General features: G+C 52.8%; 16 protein-coding genes. 4 read left to right on the top strand and 12 right to left on the bottom strand.

Going from position 1 to position 21,550, the window contains the following annotated elements; genetic code table 11:
• Positions 1-19: 19 nt before the first annotated feature.
• The 6 genes from ACLD72_RS31645 to ACLD72_RS31620 form a co-directional block, all read right to left on the bottom strand.
• On the bottom strand, positions 20-1,513 hold the full coding sequence (locus tag ACLD72_RS31645; RefSeq protein WP_411003495.1) for a DUF5605 domain-containing protein: 1,494 nt from the start codon (positions 1,511-1,513) through the stop codon (positions 20-22).
• A gap of 41 nt (positions 1,514-1,554) precedes the next feature.
• Positions 1,555-2,397 carry a carbohydrate ABC transporter permease gene (locus ACLD72_RS31640; protein WP_411003485.1) on the bottom strand — a complete coding sequence of 281 codons (843 nt, stop codon included), beginning with the start codon at positions 2,395-2,397 and terminating at the stop codon, positions 1,555-1,557.
• A 3-nt stretch (positions 2,398-2,400) separates the two neighbouring features.
• Positions 2,401-3,255: a carbohydrate ABC transporter permease gene (locus ACLD72_RS31635; protein WP_251593756.1), complete on the bottom strand. Its 855-nt coding sequence runs from the start codon at positions 3,253-3,255 to the stop codon at positions 2,401-2,403.
• A gap of 130 nt (positions 3,256-3,385) precedes the next feature.
• Positions 3,386-4,708 (bottom strand): ABC transporter substrate-binding protein, encoded by a 1,323-nt coding sequence (locus ACLD72_RS31630; RefSeq protein WP_411003486.1) that lies wholly within the window; start codon positions 4,706-4,708, stop codon positions 3,386-3,388.
• A 77-nt stretch (positions 4,709-4,785) separates the two neighbouring features.
• Positions 4,786-6,060, bottom strand: a complete 1,275-nt coding sequence (locus ACLD72_RS31625) for an MGH1-like glycoside hydrolase domain-containing protein (protein ID WP_411003487.1) — start codon at positions 6,058-6,060, stop codon at positions 4,786-4,788.
• 96 nt (positions 6,061-6,156) lie between these two features.
• On the bottom strand, positions 6,157-8,823 hold the full coding sequence (locus ACLD72_RS31620; protein WP_411003488.1) for a family 78 glycoside hydrolase catalytic domain: 2,667 nt from the start codon (positions 8,821-8,823) through the stop codon (positions 6,157-6,159).
• Positions 8,824-9,058: 235 nt separating this feature from the next.
• Between ACLD72_RS31620 and ACLD72_RS31615 the strand changes: the two genes are divergently transcribed.
• Both ACLD72_RS31615 and ACLD72_RS31610 read left to right on the top strand, forming a co-directional pair.
• Positions 9,059-9,949 (top strand): helix-turn-helix domain-containing protein, encoded by an 891-nt coding sequence (locus ACLD72_RS31615; RefSeq protein WP_411003496.1) that lies wholly within the window; start codon positions 9,059-9,061, stop codon positions 9,947-9,949.
• Positions 9,950-10,032: 83 nt separating this feature from the next.
• Positions 10,033-10,398 (top strand): hypothetical protein, encoded by a 366-nt coding sequence (locus ACLD72_RS31610; RefSeq protein WP_458476511.1) that lies wholly within the window; start codon positions 10,033-10,035, stop codon positions 10,396-10,398.
• A gap of 467 nt (positions 10,399-10,865) precedes the next feature.
• On the opposite strand, the gene eno is transcribed toward ACLD72_RS31610, so the two are convergent.
• The 6 genes from eno to ACLD72_RS31580 all read right to left on the bottom strand — a co-directional run bounded on the left by eno (position 10,866) and on the right by ACLD72_RS31580 (position 18,287).
• Positions 10,866-12,152 carry a phosphopyruvate hydratase gene (gene eno / locus ACLD72_RS31605; protein WP_251593667.1) on the bottom strand — a complete coding sequence of 429 codons (1,287 nt, stop codon included), beginning with the start codon at positions 12,150-12,152 and terminating at the stop codon, positions 10,866-10,868.
• 54 nt (positions 12,153-12,206) lie between these two features.
• Positions 12,207-13,754, bottom strand: coding sequence for a 2,3-bisphosphoglycerate-independent phosphoglycerate mutase (gene gpmI / locus ACLD72_RS31600; RefSeq protein WP_411003490.1), 1,548 nt, complete (start codon positions 13,752-13,754; stop codon positions 12,207-12,209).
• On the bottom strand, positions 13,755-14,507 hold the full coding sequence (gene tpiA / locus ACLD72_RS31595; protein ID WP_251593671.1) for a triose-phosphate isomerase: 753 nt from the start codon (positions 14,505-14,507) through the stop codon (positions 13,755-13,757).
• A 235-nt stretch (positions 14,508-14,742) separates the two neighbouring features.
• Positions 14,743-15,924 carry a phosphoglycerate kinase gene (locus ACLD72_RS31590; protein ID WP_251593672.1) on the bottom strand — a complete coding sequence of 394 codons (1,182 nt, stop codon included), beginning with the start codon at positions 15,922-15,924 and terminating at the stop codon, positions 14,743-14,745.
• Positions 15,925-16,142: 218 nt separating this feature from the next.
• Positions 16,143-17,153, bottom strand: coding sequence for a type I glyceraldehyde-3-phosphate dehydrogenase (gap, locus tag ACLD72_RS31585; RefSeq protein ID WP_251593675.1), 1,011 nt, complete (start codon positions 17,151-17,153; stop codon positions 16,143-16,145).
• Positions 17,154-17,231: 78 nt separating this feature from the next.
• On the bottom strand, positions 17,232-18,287 hold the full coding sequence (locus ACLD72_RS31580; protein WP_411003497.1) for a sugar-binding transcriptional regulator: 1,056 nt from the start codon (positions 18,285-18,287) through the stop codon (positions 17,232-17,234).
• Positions 18,288-18,666: 379 nt separating this feature from the next.
• Here ACLD72_RS31580 and ACLD72_RS31575 point away from each other — a divergent pair, with 379 nt between their 5' ends.
• Complete coding sequence (locus ACLD72_RS31575) at positions 18,667-19,797, top strand: ABC transporter substrate-binding protein (protein ID WP_458476510.1); 1,131 nt, start codon at positions 18,667-18,669, stop codon at positions 19,795-19,797.
• An 80-nt stretch (positions 19,798-19,877) separates the two neighbouring features.
• On the top strand, positions 19,878-21,212 hold the full coding sequence (locus ACLD72_RS31570; protein WP_411003492.1) for an extracellular solute-binding protein: 1,335 nt from the start codon (positions 19,878-19,880) through the stop codon (positions 21,210-21,212).
• The last annotated feature ends 338 nt before the right edge of the window (positions 21,213-21,550 follow it).

Here is a 21,550-nt window from a genome sequence, read left to right as displayed (position 1 = left end):
ATTATCGTCAGAATTTTCATCATAACGACACGGGCTGCAGCCTGCGTATTCGCAGCGCCATACCGGGTTTGGCGGGCAGTTGGATGATGCAGGTTCCGCTGAGTGTCTCATCCACCGGGGTTACGGTCATTTCCCAAGTGTCGATAATATCGGCCCGATAGACGCCCGTCTCATCCAGTGTGGCGACAAAATAGGCCGGGCGGTGAATGCCGAAATATCCGAGGTAATATTCGCCTTCCACGCCCAACGTCTCCATCTGGCGCATGGTGAACAACGGAGTGCTGTTCTCGGGAAGCTCCTCCAGAATCCCCCGGAGAAAAGCGATCCTTGCCGGGCTCTCTCCGTGCAACGTGCCGCCTTTGGCCCACCAGATTTCCCCCTCCGGGTGCAGATAGGTTTCGCCGTGTCCGGCATAACCGCCCCGGACGGCCGCTTCCCAGAAGCGGTGAGTCATTTCCTCGGCCGTAATATTGCCCCATCTAAAAGGTACGTTTCCTTCATACAGACACTCGTCGATCACAATTGGCTTGCCGTAGACCCGCCGCCATTCGCGGACGAGCGTCACATCCCAGTGCTGAATGCTGCAATGCGTGACCCATTCCTTGCCGTGATCATACATTACTACGCTTTGCGGCTCGTACATGCGGGTGCCGTTATGGATGGAACGAAGATGTCCGTACGGGTCCTCTTCTTTCACAATCGCGAAAAGCCGGTCCCAATCTTCTATCTTCTTCTCGGTCATGAAGTCGTACTCATTGGCCATCGCCCACCATACATTGCGGTAAGCGGATAGCCGGGCAAGGATGTAGTTCAGGTACCGCGCGTCATCCTCAGCCGTCATGCGGTCAAAGCCCCATCGCCCTTCATCATAGGGATGAAATAGAATCAGATCGGCTTCAATGCCGAGCGCAAGCAGTTCTTCGATATGACCCTCAAGTCTGGTGAAAAACGCGGGATTGAACCGCTGCACATCGAAGCCCGTTTCCGGGCTGCCCTCGTAAGGGAAATCCACTGGATCCGAAGCGTTGAAGCTGTAGTTTTTCGGAAAGACGGTCATGCGGATTTTGTTGAACGGCGAGTCCGCCAGCGAGGCGATCGTCCGCCGTCTAACCTCCTCCGGCTGATGAATCCAGGCGTAACAAGTCGTTCCGAACGGATGGTAGGACGTGCCGTCGGCGTACCGGAAATGCGCCGCATCCTTCACTTGTACGGGCCCGCGGTTCCCCGCCGAAGCTTCCGTGCAGATGAAGCTGCCGGTATGCCCGTGCAGTTCGCCGATTCCGCTCGCCGTCACATAATCCCATCTGCCGGTTCGGTCCGGCATGAACCGCAGCCGATAGGTCCCGTCTCCGTCGTAGAAGCCTTTGACTCCCACGATGCGGTCACCGCAGGTAAAGACGGCGAGCCATATCCCCTCGTGAAACGGATCTTCCGCTTCTGGACCTCGAAAGACGATTTCGAATCTTCCCCACTGCTCGACCGCGGCCAGCGCCTCGTCCGGCCGGTTGTTCATTGTCAAGTTAGTAACCTCCTCTTGCTTTCCCGCAAATTTTCCTATCCTTTAATGCCTGTAGTGGAGATTCCTTCAACAAAGTACTTCTGCATCGAGAAGAACAGCGTCAGGCTCGGTACAAGCGACAGCACCGACATGGCGAACATCGGCCCCCATGAGGATTCGCCGGTGGAATCCATGAACAGCCGGAGTCCAAGCTGAACGGTGTACAGGCTTGAATCGTTCAGATAGAGCAATTGGCTGAAGAAATCGTCCCATGTCCACATAAAGGAGAACAGGGCGGTTGTGATCAGCGCGGGGGCGGCCAGCGGCAGGATCATGCGCAGGTAAATCTGCACCGGCCCGCAGCCGTCAATGCGCGCGGATTCGTCCAGTTCCTTCGGCAGTCCCCGGATGAACTGAACCAGCAGGAAGATAAAGAAGGCCTCCGTCGCCAGAAATTTCGGAACGGTCAGCGGTAGGAAGCTGTCCACCCAATTCAGCTCTTTAAACATAATGTACTGCGGTATCGTTCTGACATGCTGCGGAAGCATGATGGTAACGAGCATCAGCGCGAACCAGAGCTTTTTGAGGCTAAAGTTCAGGCGCCCAAAGGCAAATGCCGCCATGGAGCACGAGATCAGATTGCCCGCGATCACGATTACACAGATGATCAGTGAATTCAGAAAATAAAGGCCAAAGCCTTTGCCCGCGATCCCGTTCCAGCCGGTCGTGTAATTGCTTAACGTAAACTCTTGCGGCCATAAGCTGATATCACTGAAAATCAGCTGGCTTGGCTTCAGCGAGCTCATCAGCATCCAGACAACCGGATAGAGCATCAGGATGCCGATCAGGATGACAAAGCCATGCTTCAGCAGCACCCGGTAATTCCAAGTGGCTCCCATAGGTTATTCCCCTCCATCCCCGTAAGTCACCCAACGCTTCGAGGAAGCGAATATGAGGGCTGTGAACAGGCCGATGATGACAAGCAGAACCCAGGCCATCGCCGACGCATATCCCATTTCAAAAAATGAAAATCCTTTTAAATACAAGTACAGCGTATAGAACATCGTGGAATCCATCGGCCCCCCTTTGCCGCCGCTGACGATAAACGCCGGGGTAAAAGCCTGAAAGGAGCTGATCACCTGCATAATTAGATTGAACAGTACGACCGGGGAAAGCATCGGCAGCGTGATACTGAGAAATTGCCGCATTTTTCCCGCACCGTCGATTTGTGAGGCTTCATAATAATCGTTTGGAATCTGCTTCAGCCCGGCCAGGAAAATAATCATGGACGAACCGAACTGCCATACCGACAGCGCCACGAGCGAAGACAGGGCATACTTGGGATTGGACACCCAATCCGGTGCCTGAATGCCGAAGGCCTCCAGCAGGAAGGTATTGACGACCCCGCCGCCGCCAAACATTTTGCGCCACAGCACCGCGATGGCCACACTTCCCCCCAGCAAGGTCGGAATGTAATAGACGGTTCTGTACAGTCCAAGTCCCCGCATCCCTTTGTTCATCAGCATCGCAACCGCCAAGGCGAAGCCCAGCTTTAACGGAACCGAAGCGAAGACATAGACGAACGTGACCTTCAGGGATTGAAGGTAACGTGGGTCCTGATTGAACATTTTGTTGTAATTCTCGAGCCCTACCCCATTTGCCGGTGTCAGCAGGTTAAAGTCGGTAAAAGACAAGTACAAGGAAGAAATCATCGGAATCAATGTCAGCACGAAAAAACCGATGAACCATGGCAGCAAAAATAAATAAGCGGTTAAATTCCGCTTCCACCACCCCGCAAAAGAGTGGCTGCGGGCCCGAACGCCGGGATCGGGCCCTTGTTGTGAAGCCGCAGCCTGACTCAATACTGCTCACCCTTTCTCTTTGTTGCTATTTCGATTTGTTCACGGCCTCTTCGGCGGCGGCAAGAATATCGGCGGCCGCTTCCGCCGGCGTTTTGGCGCCAAAGCCTACGGACATGGCCGCATTGTTCAGCTTTCCGTCAAATTCGCCGATATTCGGTAGCTCCCGGTCCATCGGGCTGGCGTTTTCCGCCGCAATATTGAAATATTCATAGATTTTCTTATCGATGTCCGAGCCAGCGGCACTGAGTGCGCTTCTGACTTTCTCGGAGCCCGGAATCCCGCGGTCATTGCCGAGAATCTGCGTCGCCTCGGGATCATTAACCATAAAATCAATGAACATCGCGGCTTCCTGCGGATGCTTGGATTCCTTGCTGATCGTCATGAACTGGCTCGGCTGCACCCACAGGCCGGGACGGACCTGGTCCGCCGCCTTCGGCAGCAGGCTGATGCCAATCTCGTCGGTCATGGCGCTTTGAAAGCCGGACATCTGATTCGACCACACCAGCGCCATCAGCACCTTGCCCTGCACAAGCAGCGATACGTCCGGGCTTGTTTCCGACATGGAAGCGGAGGCTTCCGAAGAAGGAATAATGCCCGCTTCGCTGAAATCCTTCCACAGGTTTAGCCAGGCTTCCGCATCCTCCTGTCCGAAGCCGACGCCGCCGTCACGGTACAGCGCCTTGTCCTGCTGACGCAGGAAGTAATTGAAATAGTGCGGGAAGAAGGATTGCCCGGCAAAGGCGAACTTTCCGTCTCCGAGCTTCGCTACCGCATCCTGGCCGTAGGCCTTCAAGTCGTCCCAGGTCATATCCTGAGCCGGCGGCTGCAGTCCGGCCTGCTCCAGCATGCTCTTGTTGTAGATCAGACCCAGCACGTTCGAGCCCAAGCTGATGCCATACTGCTTGCCGTCCATGGTTCCGGCCTCGATCACGTTCTGATCGAAATCAGCGACGTTAATCTCCTTGCCGACGTAGGGGCTGATGTCCAGCAACGCATCCTTGGACACATAGTCCGGATAGTTGTTGCCGAGCTGCATCAGATCGGGCGGATTGCCGCCTGCGATCTGCGTGGCCAGCTTGTCGAAATAACCGTCGTTGCCCATATACTCCGGGCTGATGGTAATGTTCGGATATTTGGCTTGAAACAAATCAATGACTTTCAGCGTCGCATCATGCCGGGCCTGCGATCCCCACCACATGATCCGCAAGGTCACCTTATCCGTGGTCCCTGCGCCATTCGTCTTCGCTCCTTCTTCCTTAGGCTTGTTTCCTGCTCCCCCGGAGCAGGCTGTAACGGTCAGCATCAGAACGAGCAGCAGTAATACCCAGCTTTTTCTCACGACTTTCATGAATTTCCCTCCAATTCTTCTTTGTCCAAACCAAACAACGGCTTCATGCCTTAATCCCGCGTTGGCGGCAGCTTCCGCTACTCCTTAAGGAAGCGGCTTAGCGGAGCCTTGCCCGCCAGCTCATCGGCCATATTCACGACGAGCATATTCCAGTTTAGGAACCCCCCGTTCATCACCGGCGTTCCGGTCACAGGATCGTAATACTCATGCAGCGTTCCGCTCTGCTCCAGATCCTTCCCCAGCAGGCGGACCGTCCGGCGGGCCAGCTCTTCCGCTTCTCGCCGGTATCCGTAATTCATCAATCCGCGGAAACCGACGTAATTCACAATGCCCCAGATTGGGCCCAGCCAGTTCGAGGGATTGTTTGTGGCCGAGATGTCGTACATCTTCTCGTCCATGGCCAGCGATGGAATGCCATAAGGGCTGTTGAAGGTATTTTTGTCTTCCATATGCAGCCCGGACAGCCAGGCCGCTTGCGCGTCCGTTGCCACCTCCGACCAGAGCGGAATAAATCCGGTCCAGGCCCTGATTTTGATCGGCAGCGTCTTCCAGAATACACCCAGTCCTGTATGGAACCAGTCGAATTGCCGGGTTCTGATATCCACGTCGACAGAGTAGAAGAACTTGTCCCTCTTGTCCCAGCACTCCTCCTGTATGGCGTCAGCCAGCCGCTGCGCCTTGTCCAAATAGTGCCTTCTTCTGTCCGGCAGGCCCCATTTTCCCGCCAGAAGCGCCATCGCTTTCAGTTCACTGATCATAAAGGCGTTCAGATAGATATTCGCAGTGGAATATTTCGGCCGGCCAAAGGTCGCCGGATCGTTGTCCATGCCAATCATGATGTCATCGGCCCATACGTACAAACCGCAATTCTCATTGAAGTAATCCCGGTCATAGCAGCCGAAATACCGCTCAAGTCCCTCCGCATACCGCGCCGCCCACTCATAATCGCCGCAGTGGCCCGAGATCAGCGCGATCTGCTGGCACAGGAACGGCTTGTGCATATTCAGCTGCAGTCCTTCCTTGCGCTTGCCGATCAGATAAGGCTCCTCGGTCTTCCCTTTTTCAATCATCATCGGAATGTAGCCGTCTTCCATCTGATGATCGAAGAAATTATGGATGTTGCCTTTGGCGTAAGGAGTAACCTGGCCTGCGGGCAGCAGATTTCCTTCCATGTTCAGCAGCGCATAGGCCGACCAGAAAGAGTCCCAGTCCCACAGGTTGGCGCTGTATACCGACCCCGGATCGATAAAAGGATGTTTCAGGTAATGGGCGGGCGCCTTCAGGCATTGCCCCGCCTGGTCCGAGATGAATTCCCTTAGCAGCGCTACCCTTCGTTCATAGTGATCGCTCATTACCGTACCTCCTAAAAGTTTTGTGAGCGCTACTTCCTGAATCAGCTTCGAGCAAAACTTGCTTCGGAAGCATAAGCTTAGTTCGAGCCATTCGGCTCATGTTCGGGCCGACCCGAGGACGCTGACAAACCGGTAGCGGCCCGATCCTGCCGCATATACGGTTTTTCCATTTTCCGTCTTCAGCTTCCGGGCCATCGCGTCCGCTTTAACCAGCCTTCCCGGAACGTAAATGTCGGCCGTCGTATTCACCGGAATACGCACATTTAATTCCAATCGGTCCCCATCTTTCCTCCACTCAACTGCCAGCAGGCCGTAAGGAGATGCATATTCGGCCCGCAGACTCGTCAGCTTGCCGCCAGGCTCGGGGGCGATCAGGCTATGCTTGAATCCAGGGGCTCTCCAATCCGCTTCCAGACCCGCCGCGTAGCGGTAAAGCCATTCTCCGACCGAACCCAGCGAGTAGTGGTTGAAGGAGTTCATCGATGGGGACTGGAAACCGCGCTCCTCCGTCCAACCATCCCAGCGCTCCCAAATCGTAGTGGCGCCATGCTTGACGGAATACAGCCAGGAGGGGAATTCCTCCTGATGGAGCAACTTGTACGCCAGGTCCGTCCGGCCGCTGTCCGACAATGCCGGCAGCAGGTAACCGACACCTAGGAATCCGGTTGTCAGACGGTTTCCGTTGTCCTTGATCCGCCGCTCCAGCCTGCTTGCGGCCTTCAGCCGCAGCTCTGGAGTGAGGAGATGGAAGCAGAGCGCCATACAATAGACGGTCTGGGTATCCCCCTGAATCACTCCGTCAACGGATACGTATGCCCGGATAAAGGCCTCCCGGATCTCCTCGAACAGTTCCCCGTACATCTTCGCATCCGCCTGCTTGCCGACAAGCCCGGCGATCCTGGCGAACAGGAAAGTGCTATAGCCGAAATAGGCGGTGGCCAGCACGTCCTTTGGCGTATTCGCTCCGATCGACAGCCAGTCCGCATGATCGGCATAGCCGGGCCTGAGGCATCCCTCGCTGTTAGTCCGCAAATAGTCGATCCAGCGGCGCATCGGAATGTAGTGCTTCCGCAAAGTCTCCAAGTCGCCGTACATGAGATACAACGTCCAGGGAATGATGATGCCTGCATCCCCCCAGCCGGCATTATCCGGGGCGAACCATTTGGAGCTGCTCAAGCCTTTGTAAATGTGCCAACCGGCATCAGGGGCCACATCCGGCAGCGCTCCATCCGGCGACTGGGCGTCGAAGACATCCACCAGATATTTGCGGAAGAACCCGGCCACATTCATATTGTAAGAAGCGGTGCGCGCGAAAATCTGGGCGTCTCCGGTCCAGCCGAGGCGTTCGTCGCGCTGCGGACAATCCGTAGGCACGGACAGGAAATTGCCGCGCTGCCCCCATACGATATTCGCGATTAGCCGGTTCACCAGCGGATCGGACGTCTCCAGCTTCCCCGCTGCGGGCGTGTCAGAATGAACGACTTTGGCCGTGATACGCTGTACCCGGATATCCGGCGAAGAGCACTCTATTTCCACATACCGGAATCCCTGGAAGGTAAAATGCGGTTCAAAGCGTGCCTCCCCTGAACCATCCAGCACATACTCGCAAATCTGCACCGCCCTGCGAAGGTTTGCGGTGTATAGAGAACCGTCTTGGTCCAGCATTTCCGCATGATTAACGGTAATGACCGCCCCTTCGGGTCCCGTCACCTCGAGCGCCGTCCAGCCGGTCAGGTTCTGTCCGAAGTCATAGATGACGGTGCCGCGACTAGTCTCGCTCTGCCGGACCGGCTCGATCGTCTGCATCACCCGGACGGGCGGCCCGCTCTGGGGAACGAGAAGCCCTTCGTAGGGCGCGAACACCTCCGCACGGCTCCAGGCTGTGTCATTAAATCCCGGACAGTCCCACCCCTTCTGCTCCAACCTTGCATCGTATCTTTCCCCCTTAATCATGTCGGAGTAGCGAACTGGGCCTTCGCTCAGCTTCCAGCTTCCGTCCGTGCAGAAGCTGCCTTTGCTCCCGTCTGCGTATTCGATCTTAAGCTCCATCAGGCAGCGGGGATCTTCCCCATACCGGCGTACGCCCATCATGCCGACGTTCCCGGCATACCATCCCGTGCCCAGCAGAGCTCCCCAGGCATTCCCCCCTTCAAGCAGCAGTTCCGCAACGTCATATACCTGGTATTGCACGCGGGTACCGTAATCCGTCCAGCCCGGAGCGAGCTGATGGTCGCCCACTCGTTTGCCGTTGAGCCTCGCCTCGTACATGCCTAAAGCGCTTGCATAAAGCCTTGCGCAGCGGACCGGTTTATCGATCCGAAACTCGGTCCGCATATAGCTGACCGGCACAAGCTCCTCTTCCCCGGCCGCTTTTTTCCCGATCCATGAACCCAGCCACTGCTCTTTGCTTAAGGCGGTGCCAAATTCGTAAATCTTGCTCCAGCCGGAGTATACGCCATGCTTATCCCACACGGCAGCTTTGCAGTAATACCGGCACCCGGGAGCCAGCCGTCTTCCGGCATAAGGGATATAGACAGATTGATCGCCGGCGACGATACCGCTGTCCCACATATTTCCGCAATCCTCGGCAAGCTTCTCTTCGCTGTCCGCCACGAGCACCCGATACGCGCTCTGGGACTGATTCCACTGTTCCTTCCCCCGCGTATCCGCTTCCAATTCCCAAGAAAATCTAGGGTGATCTACTCCTACGGCCAGAGGACGTTCTTCATCCTCAATCAACAGCCGCGATATGTGTATAGCCATAACTGTACAATTCCCCCCTGATTTTTAACCCCCCACTCCCTAAGTTTGTCGTGGATGATGAATACTGGTTGAGAACAGTATAGGGGAGTTTAGATGTGAATTTATAGGGCGATCGTGCACACTTAGAGGGGGGATGATGTACATTCTTGAACTTCCGGATAATCTATGGTAGAACTGGGACAAAGGGCATACGGAATATTGCATCACGAAATGGAGGCGCTTCCATTTGGTTTTTATGTTATCGGGCACCCGCTTTTTTCAGGACGATTTCCCCATCTATCTGAACCGGGAGATCGAGGCCTTTCACCTGCGCGCACATGTCCACGATTTTGTGGAATTATGTCTGGTCGAGGAAGGACAAGGCTATCATTTTATCGGAGAAAAATCCTTTCCCGTACAGAAGGGAGACGTGTTCCTGCTGCCGGTAGGCACGCTCCATGTGTTCCGCCCCTTATCGGCCCGGGCGTCTCATCCGCTTGTGGTATGTAACTGCATATTCAAAATAGAAGCGCTTCAAGAGTTGATTCATTCCCTCTCCCAGGACGCCCGGCTCCAAGATATGCTGAAAAAAACCTATGAGGGCGGGGGCTGCTGGTTTCAGTTTCATGATAACCGGAACCGTCTTGTCCGGCTGTTCAACGAAGCCTATATCGAATTCCACAACAAGGGGGACAATTACCGTGTCCTGATCAAATCGCTGCTGCTGCAAATCTTCATCGTGATCGGCCGCCTCGCAGGCGAAGAGAATACGGGCATCTATTCCAAATCCTCAGCCATCATCTCCGAGAAGATTGAAGACGCGCTGGAAATCATCAACTGCCGCTACCAGGAGCACCTTACCCTCGAAATGATGTCGGAGCAAACCTTTATGAGCGTGAGGCAATTCCAGAAGCTGTTCAAGCAGGCGACGGGCAAGACGTTTAATCATTATCTTCAACATGTCCGTATCCTGAAAAGCTGCGAACTGCTCGTGAATACAAGCGATTCGGTGAGACAAATCGCCGAGCAGGTCGGTTATGCGGATATGAAATTTTTCCATACACTCTTCCGGAAGATCACGGGGGAATCGCCGCTCCGGTACCGGCAACTCTACAGAAATATGCGCTGCACAAGCAACCATGTTTAAAAAAGACCCGTCCGATCACTTGGGCGGGTCTTAACTTTGTATCTGCTTTTTCTACAGCTCCAGTCCCCTTTATCGTATAATTTGTGACGCAGCTCCTGGCGACCCATGATTTGCTGCTGCGGCAAGAACCGGATACGGAAGCCGTGAAGCAACGCCTGAACGAATTGCGCAAAGCGATATACGTTAACGCACAGCCCATGACGGCGGCCAAGTGGGAAGAGCTGTTTTGCCAAGCGGGCTTCGGCGAGGTGGTTTGTGTCACGGGCAATATGTCTTTGTTGTCTTTGAAGGGGCTGATTGTCGACGAAGGCTGGGAAGGCATGACCCGCATCCTGTCCAATGCGATGCAAAGCGAAGACGACCGGCAGCGCCTGTTCCACCTGATAAACCTATTTGACGAGAGCAGCGACTTATACGGCCACATCACCTGCGTTTCGACCAAAGCTTAGCGGAGCGGCCACCGGATGACCACATTGATTGCGTTGGAATCACGAAGAAAGCCAGACTTGGATAAGAAAAACGCCTGACGGCGTCCTTTAGTGGCTCTGACTTCTACTTTGGAGCGATTGGAGGCTCTTCCTAAACACTTTGGACGCTGCTCTAACGGACACCAGCGACCTTATCCGCCCATTTCCCGGGTATTTCCCAGTCTAACGGACACAAACGACCCTATTTCGCTCTAAACCCGTTCATCCAGGCCGATTTGAGGTAAACAAGGTCTTCTGTGTCCGTTACATTTTGCAATCCTCCGTTTTTCCGAAATTAACGGCTCTGGTGTCCCTTAGCCCCCAGATTCCTCTTCTCCGCCTTTTCTACCTGCGCATCACCCTCTACCATATCCGAATTTTATAAATTCTATATGGTAAACAAAAAGACCCGCCGATCGATTCGGCGGGTCTTTTCGCAACTTATGCGATTAGTGTTTCAGGTTGTAGAAGGATTTCAAGCCGTTGTACTGAGCCAAATCGGCCAATTGGTCTTCGATGCGGAGCAATTGGTTGTACTTGGCGATCCGGTCCGTACGGGAAGGAGCACCGGTTTTGATTTGGCCAGCGTTCGTTGCCACGGCGATATCGGCGATCGTGCTGTCTTCGGATTCGCCGGAACGGTGGGAGACAACCGCAGTGTAGCCTGCGCGTTTCGCCATTTCGATCGCGTCGAACGTTTCAGTCAGCGTACCGATTTGGTTTACTTTGATCAGGATCGAGTTGCCGATGCCTTCATTGATGCCTTTTTCCAGACGTTCGGTGTTGGTTACGAACAGGTCGTCACCGACAAGTTGGATTTTGCTGCCCAGTTTTTGGGTGAGCAGTTTCCAGCCTTCCCAGTCGTCTTCAGCGCAGCCGTCTTCGATCGTGATGATCGGATATTTGTCTACCCAGGAAGCGAGCAGGTCAACGAATTCCGCGGAAGTAAAGGATTTGCCTTCGCCTTCCAGGTGGTATTTGCCGTCTTTGAAGAACTCAGTGGAAGCAACGTCCATACCCAGGAATACGTCTTTACCCGGAGTGTAGCCGGCTTTCGTGATAGCTTCCATGATCGAGGACAACGCGTCTTCGTTGGAAGTGAAGTTCGGAGCGAAGCCGCCTTCGTCGCCAACCGCAGTGTTCAGGCCTTTGTCCTTCAACACGGACTTCAGGTTGTGGAAAATTTCCGCACCGGTACGCAGAGCTTCCTTGAAGGAAGGAGCGCCTACAGGCAGGATCATGAACTCTTGCACGTCGACGTTGTTGTCGGCATGCGCGCCGCCGTTTACGATGTTCATCATCGGAACCGGAAGCTGCTTGGCGTTGAATCCGCCAAGGTATGTGTACAGCGGCAGGTCCAGAGCGTCAGCGGCTGCGCGGGCAACGGCCATGGAAACCGCCAGGATAGCGTTGGCGCCGAGTTTGCCTTTGTTCGGCGTGCCGTCCAAAGTGATCATCAATTTGTCAATGCCGATTTGGTCCAAAGCGTCCATGCCGATTACTTCAGGCGCGATGATTTCGTTGACGTTCTCAACGGCTTTCAATACGCCTTTGCCCAGGTAACGGGATTTGTCGCCGTCGCGAAGCTCAACGGCTTCGTGCGCACCAGTGGAAGCGCCGGAAGGAACGATGGCGCGTCCGATCGCGCCGGACTCGAGGTAAACTTCAACTTCAACCGTAGGGTTGCCGCGGGAGTCAAGGACTTCGCGTGCGTATACTTCAGAAATAATTGTCATGGTATAGTCTCCTTGTTTAATATTTTAATTATACAGCTTGTTATACGGTTTGGCTTATGCCTTGCGGCTGGCGATCATCGACTTGCCGGTCATTTCCGGCGGCTGCGGCAGGCCCATCAGGTCAAGCAGCGTTGGCGCCACGTCGGCGAGGATGCCTTTGTCGCGCAGCACGACGTTTTCGTCGGTCACGATAAACGGAACCGGGAAGGTCGTATGCGCGGTGAAAGGACGGCCTTGCTCGTCGAACACCATGTCGGCGTTGCCGTGGTCGGCGATGATGACGACAACTCCGCCCTTCGCCTTGACGGCGTCAACCACTTTGCCGACGCATTCGTCGGTCACTTCGACCGCTTTTTTCGTCGGCTCCAGCATGCCGGAGTGGCCGACCATGTCCGGGTTGGCAAAGTTCAAAATGATCGCGTCGTGTTTATCCGCTTCGATCTCTTTCACGCAAGCCTCGGCGACTTCATAAGCGCTCATTTCTGGCTTGAGGTCATAGGTCGCAACCTTCGGCGAATTGATCAGGATGCGCGTTTCGCCCGGAAGCTCGACGTCGCGGCCGCCGCTGAAGAAAAACGTCACGTGCGGATATTTTTCCGTTTCGGCGATGCGCAGCTGCTTTTTGCCGTGCTGCACGAGCACTTCGCCAAACGTGTTGTCGAGATCCTTCGGTTTGTAGGCTACGTAGCCTTGCACCGATTCCGCGAACAAGGTCAGGCACACGAAGTGCAGGTCCGTCGGGAATTTCGGTCCGCGGTCAAAGCCTTGAAAATCCTTGTTCGTGAACACGTTGGACAACTGAATCGCCCGGTCCGGACGGAAGTTCAGGAAGACGATGGAGTCACCGGATTCCACCTGCGCGACCGGCTCGCCTTTGTCGTCGACGATCACGGTCGGCATGACGAATTCGTCAAATACCGACTTCTCGTAGGACTCGGTGACAGCCTTGATCGGGTCCGTATATTTCGGACCTTCGGCGTAAACCATGGCCCGGTACGATTTCTCGACGCGGTCCCAGCGTTTGTCGCGGTCCATCGCGTAGTAACGGCCTTGCACCGTAGCGATTTTGCCGATGCCGACTTCGTTCATCTTGGCGATCAGCTTCTCCAGGAAGCCTTTCGCACTGTCTGGAGCCACGTCGCGGCCATCGAGGAACGCATGCACGTATACATCGTGCATATCTTCTTTTTTAGCCAGCTCGAGCATCGCGAACAAATGGTTAATGTGGCTGTGCACGCCGCCGTCGGACAAAAGCCCGTACAGATGAAGTTTTTTGCCTTTAGACTTAGCGCTGCGAACCGCGTTTACCAGTGTTTCATTTTCAAAAAATTCGCCTTCGCGAATCGATTTGGAAATCCGGGTCAAGTCCTGGTACACGATCCGGCCGGCTCCGATGTTCAGGTGTCCGACTTCGGAGTTCCCCATTTGGCCTTCCGGCAAACCTACCGCTTCGCCGCTAGCCGTCAGGGTCGTGTTCGGATACTGCTTCAGATAACGGTCGTAGTTCGGCTTATGGGCTTGCGCTACAGCGTTGCCCTCTACCGTGTCACGAAGTCCGAAGCCGTCCATGATGATCAATGCTACAGGTTTTGGAGCAGCCATTTACTTCGCCCCCTCAACGAGTTGAACATAGGAAGCCGGCTGCAGGCTGGCACCGCCGACGAGCGCGCCGTCGATGTCGCTTTGGCTCATATATTCCTTCACGTTCTCCGGCTTCACGCTGCCGCCGTATTGGATGCGGATTTTGCTGGCTACATCGTCACCGTACAATCCTTTAACCAGGCTGCGGATATAGGAAATGACTTCGTTCGCGTCCGCGGATGTGGACGATTTCCCAGTGCCGATGGCCCAGATTGGCTCATACGCAATGACGACCTGCGCCGCTTGCTCTGCAGTCAGCCCTTGAAGCGCCGCCTCGGTTTGCACCTTTACGACGTCCTTCGTTTTGCCGGCTTCCCGCTCCTCGAGCTTTTCGCCAACGCAAGGGATCGGAGTCAAACCGTGTTTAAACGCGGCATGAATCTTCTTGTTTACGATCTCGTCGGTTTCGCCAAAATAAGCCCGGCGCTCGGAATGCCCGATGATGACGTAGTCCACGCCGAGTTCTTTCAGCATACGTCCGCTGATTTCGCCGGTGAAAGCACCTTCGTCTTCAAAATGCATGTTTTGCGCGCCGATTTTGATCGACGTTCCTTTTGCGGCTTCCACCAAAGCCGGAAGGTTGGTGAACGGAGCGCAAATCACGCTCTCAACGCCCGCCACTTCCGCTTTTCCTTTTGCCTCTTCAAAAAAAGCTTTTGCTTCGGAAACCGTCTTAAACATCTTCCAGTTCCCGGCAATGATAGGTGTTCTCATGGAGCCAACTCCTTCACTTCTTAAGGGTAGTTCAAAAATCAGCTTTTGATCACGAAGTGAACCACGAAGTTTATTCGGCATCGAATCTTGAATTCAGCCGGGCCTTCCGTTGCTCACGTAGGCAAACCTACGCTCCGCTACTCAGTCCCTAGCTTCATCCAACCTTCTCGGTGCTGAAAAGCCGATTTTTGAACAATTCATCTAAAGGTAGTTCAATTCATCATTTTTTGACGTCTTACTTATCGTTCAAAGCTACAACGCCCGGAAGCGCCTTGCCTTCCATAAATTCGAGGGATGCGCCGCCGCCGGTGGAGATGTGGTCCATTTTCGACGCCAGGTTGAATTTCTCGGCTGCCGCTGCGGAATCGCCGCCGCCGATGATCGTGTAACCTTTCGTCTCTGCGCAAGCTTCAGCTACTTCCTTCGTTCCGTTCGCAAAGATGTCGATTTCGAATACGCCCATCGGCCCGTTCCAAACGACCAGCTTGGAGTTTTTAATCACGTCGGCATACATAGCGCGCGTTTTCGGTCCGATGTCCACGCCTTCCCAATCGGCCGGAATGCTGTCGATGTCAACGGCTTTGTGGTTGGCCGTGGCACTGAAATCGTCGGCAACGATGCAGTCTACCGGAAGCAAGAACTTCTTGCCGAGCTTTTTCGCTTTCTCAATGAAGCCGAGTGCAACATCCAGTTTGCTGTCATCCAACAGCGATTGGCCGATTTCATAGCCTTGCGCTTTGAAGAACGTATAGGCCAGACCGCCGCCGATCAGCACGTTGTCCGCGATGTTCAGCAGGTTGTCGATAACGTCGATTTTGTCTTTAACTTTCGATCCGCCGATAATGGCCGTGAAAGGACGATCCGGGTTCGACAATGCTTTGCCGAGAACGGACAATTCTTTTTCCATCAACAGGCCGGACACGGCAGGCAGGTAATGCGCGATGCCTTCGGTCGACGCATGCGCCCGGTGAGCCGCGCCAAACGCGTCGTTGACGAACAGGTCGGCAAGCTCCGCGAATTGTTTGGCCAATTCCGGATCGTTTTTCTCTTCGCCCGGATAGAAACGGACGTTTTCAAGCACCAGTACATCCCCGTTGTTCAATTGAGCCACTTTTGCCTTAACCGCGTCGCCAACCGCTTCATCGGCTTTTGCTACCGGCTTGCCGAGCAGCTCGGACAAGCGTTCTGCAGCCTGGGTAAGGCGCATCGATTCGTTCACTTGACCCTTCGGACGTCCCAAGTGGCTGGCAAGAATGATTTTCGCGCCTTTTTCGATCAAGTAGTTGATCGTCGGCAGCGTTTCGCGGATCCGGGTATCATCGGTAATTTTACCGTCTTGCATCGGCACGTTGAAATCGACGCGGACAAATACGCGTTTTCCGGTTACTTCCACATCACGTACACTTTTCTTGTTCATCTCCACGTTCCTCCTAAAGGTGTGCGCGGGCTTCTCCCATGCATCGAAAACCGCGCATCCACGGCTATGATTCTGATTTCTCTCCTAAGCGTAAGTCTGTATCTCTATATTTTTTATTTAAGTATGTGTGTGTGAATATCGTTCTTGCTTCAAGACCAAAGAGGAGGCCTATTGACAGGTTGCTCCTCTTTGGGATTTATATCAGATTGGCTGAGATATTACTTAACTTTCTTTGCGAAGTATTCCAAAGTACGAACCAATTGAGCGGTGTAGGACATTTCATTGTCGTACCAAGCCACGGTTTTAACGAGCTGTTGGTCGCCCACAGTCAGTACTTTCGTTTGAGTAGCGTCGAACAGGGAACCGAAAGTCATGCCTTTGATATCCGAAGATACGATTTCGTCTTCCGTGTAGCCGTAAGTTTCCGAATCGGAAGCGGCTTTCATAACAGCGTTCACTTCTTCGGCAGTAACTTTGGTTTTCAGAACGGTAACAAGTTCAGTCAAGGAACCGGTCGGTACAGGCACGCGTTGAGCGGCGCCGTCCAGTTTGCCTTGCAGATCAGGGATAACGAGGCCGATGGCTTTAGCTGCACCGGTCGTGTTAGGAATGATGTTTTCGGCAGCGGCGCGGGCACGGCGGAAGTCACCTTTCGCATGCGGAGCGTCCAGCGTGTTTTGGTCGCCGGTGTAAGCGTGGATCGTCGTCATCAAACCTTCAACGATACCGAATTTGTCGTTCAATGCTTTAGCCATAGGAGCCAAGCAGTTTGTCGTACAGGAAGCGCCGGAGATAACCGTTTCGGAGCCGTCCAGGATTTCATGGTTAACGTTGTAAACGACCGTTTTCATGTCGCCGGTAGCCGGAGCGGAGATAACGACTTTCTTCGCGCCGCCTTTCAGGTGAAGTTCTGCTTTTTCTTTCGTTGTGAAGAAGCCTGTGCACTCCAGAACGATATCTACGCCAAGCTCGCCCCAAGGCAGTTCTTCAGGGTTGCGGTTAGCCAGAACCTTAACTTCTTTGCCGTTAACTTTGAAGAAGCCGTCATGAACTTCGACGTCGCCTTCGAATTTGCCTTGCGTTGTATCATATTTCAACAGGTGAGCCAGCATTTTGGCGTCTGTCAGGTCGTTGATAGCTACTACTTCGATACCTTCCACGTTTTGAATGCGGCGGAAAGCCAGGCGTCCGATACGTCCGAAACCGTTAATACCTACTTTTACACTCATGAATAGTTCCTCCTAGTGTTGGTTTTTTTATTATTCAAGACAGGCTAAAAAGCCAGCCATGAGTAAACATCATTAGCTTCACTTGATTTCTTGCTTGTCACCCTGCTCAAGCTGGGTTACGATCTCCACCGCGGCGGCCTCGTCGATGACGAGGATGTCCTCTTGGCCAAAACGCAGCACGGCGTGAATCGCCTTGGCTTTGCTTTTGCCCCCGGCAATTCCGATCACGGTTTCCGTCTTCATGATGTCTTCCAGGCGCAGGCCCAGAGTCCGCATCTTGTGGACGACGACGCCGTCTTCATTAAAATAATAACCAAATGATTCCGCGACCGCGCCTTCCTTCCGGATTTGTTCGGTCACCTGCGGCTCCAGCTTGCGCCGCCGAGCCATCTCCATCGCGTCGCCGATGCCGTGGACCACGATTCGCGCTTGCCGGATCATATTGACGATATCCTCGATATTCGGATCGTGGACAAGCGATTCGTACGCTTCCTTGCCGAGCAAATCAGGTACGTGCAGCAGGCGGTAACCTGCCCCCACTCGTTTCGCCATCCCGGATGCGATCGTGTTCGCCTGAATTTCCAGGCTCTCGCCCAATCCTCCGCGCGCAGGCACAAACCAGCTGTCCTTCATCATCACGTTATGCGGCGGATTCAGTTGCTCCGCCACCTCTGCCAGCGTCGTTCCGCCTGTGACGGCAACCCCGTCGCCCTCGTTCATGGAGCTTAAGAGCGCCCTGGCTCCCGCACGCCCCAGTTCCCGCTTCACCAGCGGTGAAGCATCGCAATCTCCGGGGACGACCACGACTTTGCGCAGGCCGTAGCTCTGACGGATCGCTTCTTCCAAATTGGCGAGGCCAAACAATTCCTTGACCACCGGCTCCAATTCCTCAAGCAGAAGCCTGCCCGCATCGCTGATTCTCATGCCGATATTCTCGATTTCAATCAGGCCCTGAGCCTTCAGAAGATCCGTTTCGGCCCGCAACACACGCTCCGTCATATCCAGTGAAGTTGCCAAGGTTCTGCGGCCAATTACGTCAGATAACATGATCTGATGAAGTATGGTGTACCTTTTCTTGAGAATGTCCATGAGATCAGGCAGAAGCTGCTTCTGAATTTCCACAAGGTTACGCATGATCTCCATTCCTGCAAGCTCCTTCTTCTCTCCAACTCCTTGGTCTTAAAATGTCCCGGGTTAACTTTTTAAGTCCCACCGTTATTTTAACCAATTTTTAGCGTGGTTGCAAGCCTGACGTCCGTATAATTCTCAAAGTTTGGTATGGTTATACGGCGGTAAATAAAGAAAGCGTTTTATCGCTATGCTTCTTGTCCACTCCATTAGTTTTGTCGATAGGGTTGTCCAATAAACGCTGTCCCATGAACGAATTTAGGCAACGCATGAGCCGGATTTTTTAATTTACAAGTATTGCATTCGAATTTACTATAAAATAGTTATAATAATTGAATTTACTGGAAAAGAGGCTCAGGAATTGCGCGGATTGCTGTTATTTTTCATGGCTTTAAATTTGGCGATTGTATCAGGTTGTGCCGGGAACACGCCTTCTCTTAAAGATAAAGAGGTCAGCTTTAGTTTAAATATCGGTTTCTTCTCGCAAAAACATTTCGATGACAGATACGCCTCTCTATTGGCGCTGGAATATCCGAATTTGCGCTATACCGTCGTTCCGACGAACGATATCGTCAAAGGAAAAGTGACATTACAAGAATGGATGAAAAACAACGAAGTAGATTTGCTTTATTTGTCTGGCGATGATTTTCGGGAAGCCGCTGAAAGCGGATTGCTCCAAAAGCTTGACGATGATGTTGCCCGAGATTCCTTTCCTTTGGATACGCTGATCCCCGGTGTCGTCGAGTTAACGAAACATTACGGCAACGGCGAACTGTACGGACTGCCTCCTTCCTTTTTCAGCAGCGCTATAGTTTACAACCAACAACTGTTTGATCAATACGGTGTGGAATATCCCGGCAACCAAATGTCTTGGGAGGATACGATTATGTTGGCCAATCGATTTCCGAAAGGCCTAACCTTACCCTATCCGTCTGCAGCCGATTGGTTGATTGATATAGGGAGAACCGAAAGCCTTCGGGCATACGACGAACATACGGACAGCCTCACTTTAGATAGTCCGTCATGGGGCAAAATTTTAAAATTGGTGAAGGATCCGTTAAAACGCGGAAATATCGCCATCAACGATATAAACCAAAACGCCTTCATTACAGAAAACTACGCGATGGCCGTGGTTAATTACGAAGATTTTAAAGTTGTAGAGCAGCAAGGCTCCGAAATCAAGTGGAAACTGGTCACCATGCCGGTCAGTCCAGGCTCTCCGGAAATCAGTCATCATATTTCGTTAGGGGGAATTTGGGCGATTCCCGCCAACTCGACGCAAACTGAGGCGGCCTGGGAGTTGATCCGATTTTTCTTGTCCGGCAAAGTGGCGGAGTGGGAATACCGTTCCGTATACGGGTTTTCTTCGCTGGCCGATTATATTTCATTAGGGAATGCCGACAAAAATATCGAATCCTTCTACATGCTGCAGCCCTCAAAAGAAGAAAATGCCGTTTCCGAGCAGGCGTATAACCTGATCAATGCCTACGTTGATCGCATGCTGTCCAGCGAGTGAATTTCTTGTACGGGAAGGTCGGGAGTCGCCGGAACAGGCATTCCTAACCTGCACCCGTTTATAATAAAGGGGATCAGAACATGTATAAAATAACGCGTACATTTATAGGCTTGGCGCTTATGACAGTCTTATTATCAAGCTGCCAAACGCGTCAGCCGGAGGAGCCCGTCATCCTCAAAGTTGCTTATCCGTCCGCCAAGCAATTTTATGTTAACTTTGGCTATGCTTTTGAAAACAAATATCCCAATATCGATGTTCAAGTGATTCCAAGTGATCCGGTATCCGAAGAAACGGGTTGGAATCGTGAAGCTGATGTTATTTACATAAATGGTATGGAGCAATATAAGATGGCTATTGAAAAGGCGATTTTAAAACCGATTTCTCCCCCATTCACCAATGGATCGGAATCCAGCGACCTTTCTCCGATTGTTACGTCACTTTTGGAAGCTGCGTCGGATAACGGCCAGTATTATGCTCTTCCGCCTACTTTTCATAGCGAAGCGCTTTATTATAACAAGAAATTGTTTGACACTTATCATATCCCATACCCGCAAAACGGAATGACCTGGGAAGAGGTGTTTGCATTAGCCGAACGGTTCCCGACAGAAGATGATCAAGGAAAATCCCTTTACGGAATACAAATGAACTATTATCGCAATGTTACCATGAACTTTATTTTAAAAGCGGGCGAAACGGAAAACCTGACTTATCTCGATTCAAAAACCATGAAAGTTACGATGAATACGGATAAATGGAAGTCGATCTGGACCGCCGCGGTGAAAGCTTTTCGTACCGGGGCAGTTTATGATCAGGGAGAAGAAGCCGATTCGATGGAACACCCCAAGTTTTTAACTGAAAATGCCGCTATGACCGTTAGTTCCAATGCTTTTGCATATGATTTCGAGCCGTTCTCCCATTTTGAAGGCGCTACCTCAATCGACTGGGGAATGGTTACAGCTCCGGTGGACCCTTTGAATCCGGACTATATGAATTTCTACGAAATATTTGACTTTTTTGGCGTTTCTTCAAGCACAGAACATGCAGCCGAAGCGATGAAACTTGTTAAATTTATAGCCGGAGATCCGGTAAACAGCCAACTATTGGCCAAAAACCAGCCAAATTACGGGCTGCCTGCCGTAACCGAGTACGTGGAGCAAGTTGGGGAGCATGATTTGTCTCCTCTCTACACCCTTAAAGCAAATCCTAATTATGTAGACCTGTATACCCAAGTCGATGCCGAAATTCTCGACGCTTTCCAGGATGCTGCCCAAGGCGTGCTGGACAAGCTTCTGCAAAATGAAATAACCTTGGATGAAGCACTTGCCGAGGTGGAAGTGAAGGGACAAGAAGCCGTAGACACCGCGGTCCTTACCCTTGAGCAAAAAAAGAAACACAAACAAGGTGACATTCTTTAATGCCGGATATTTGAGTAACCTTCCGCTTCTTTCATGAACGGTAGCAGCGAGTACCTCGGCCCTCTACAATCTGTAGTCTACATCCAGTGGACGTTGCTCTAACGGACACCAGCGACCTTATCCGCCCATTTCCCGGGTATTTCCCAGCCTAACGGACTCACGTAACCCTATTTCGCTCTAAACCCGTTCATCCAGGCCGATTTGAGGTGAATAAGGCACTAGCCATGCGTAAAATCTAACATGAAACGTTAGGAATTAAAGGGAACGAAAAAGTTCAAGCACTTTCCAGGATTTGGTCTTCCCAAGTAAAAAAAATTCTCCTAATGTGGAAGTGTGGC

The organism is Paenibacillus lacisediminis, assembly GCF_046567315.2.
The sequence above is the reverse complement of the archived record's forward strand: the minus strand, read 5'-3'. Positions and strand labels throughout refer to the sequence as shown.

Bases quoted from the DNA above. Each gene is read 5' to 3' on its own strand.
- ACLD72_RS31645 (WP_411003495.1), bottom strand. From the start codon at position 1,513: ATGAACAACCGGCCGGACGAGGCGCTGGCCGCGGTCGAGCAGTGGGGA.
- ACLD72_RS31640 (WP_411003485.1), bottom strand. From the start codon at position 2,397: ATGGGAGCCACTTGGAATTACCGGGTGCTGCTGAAGCATGGCTTTGTC.
- ACLD72_RS31615 (WP_411003496.1), top strand. From the start codon at position 9,059: ATGTTATCGGGCACCCGCTTTTTTCAGGACGATTTCCCCATCTATCTG.
- gap (WP_251593675.1), bottom strand. From the start codon at position 17,153: ATGAGTGTAAAAGTAGGTATTAACGGTTTCGGACGTATCGGACGCCTG.
- ACLD72_RS31620 (WP_411003488.1), bottom strand. From the start codon at position 8,823: ATGGCTATACACATATCGCGGCTGTTGATTGAGGATGAAGAACGTCCT.
- ACLD72_RS31570 (WP_411003492.1), top strand. From the start codon at position 19,878: ATGTATAAAATAACGCGTACATTTATAGGCTTGGCGCTTATGACAGTC.
- ACLD72_RS31630 (WP_411003486.1), bottom strand. From the start codon at position 4,708: ATGAAAGTCGTGAGAAAAAGCTGGGTATTACTGCTGCTCGTTCTGATG.
- gpmI (WP_411003490.1), bottom strand. From the start codon at position 13,754: ATGGCTGCTCCAAAACCTGTAGCATTGATCATCATGGACGGCTTCGGA.
- ACLD72_RS31625 (WP_411003487.1), bottom strand. From the start codon at position 6,060: ATGAGCGATCACTATGAACGAAGGGTAGCGCTGCTAAGGGAATTCATC.
- ACLD72_RS31575 (WP_458476510.1), top strand. From the start codon at position 18,667: ATGGCTTTAAATTTGGCGATTGTATCAGGTTGTGCCGGGAACACGCCT.
- eno (WP_251593667.1), bottom strand. From the start codon at position 12,152: ATGACAATTATTTCTGAAGTATACGCACGCGAAGTCCTTGACTCCCGC.
- tpiA (WP_251593671.1), bottom strand. From the start codon at position 14,507: ATGAGAACACCTATCATTGCCGGGAACTGGAAGATGTTTAAGACGGTT.
- ACLD72_RS31590 (WP_251593672.1), bottom strand. From the start codon at position 15,924: ATGAACAAGAAAAGTGTACGTGATGTGGAAGTAACCGGAAAACGCGTA.
- ACLD72_RS31580 (WP_411003497.1), bottom strand. From the start codon at position 18,287: ATGCGTAACCTTGTGGAAATTCAGAAGCAGCTTCTGCCTGATCTCATG.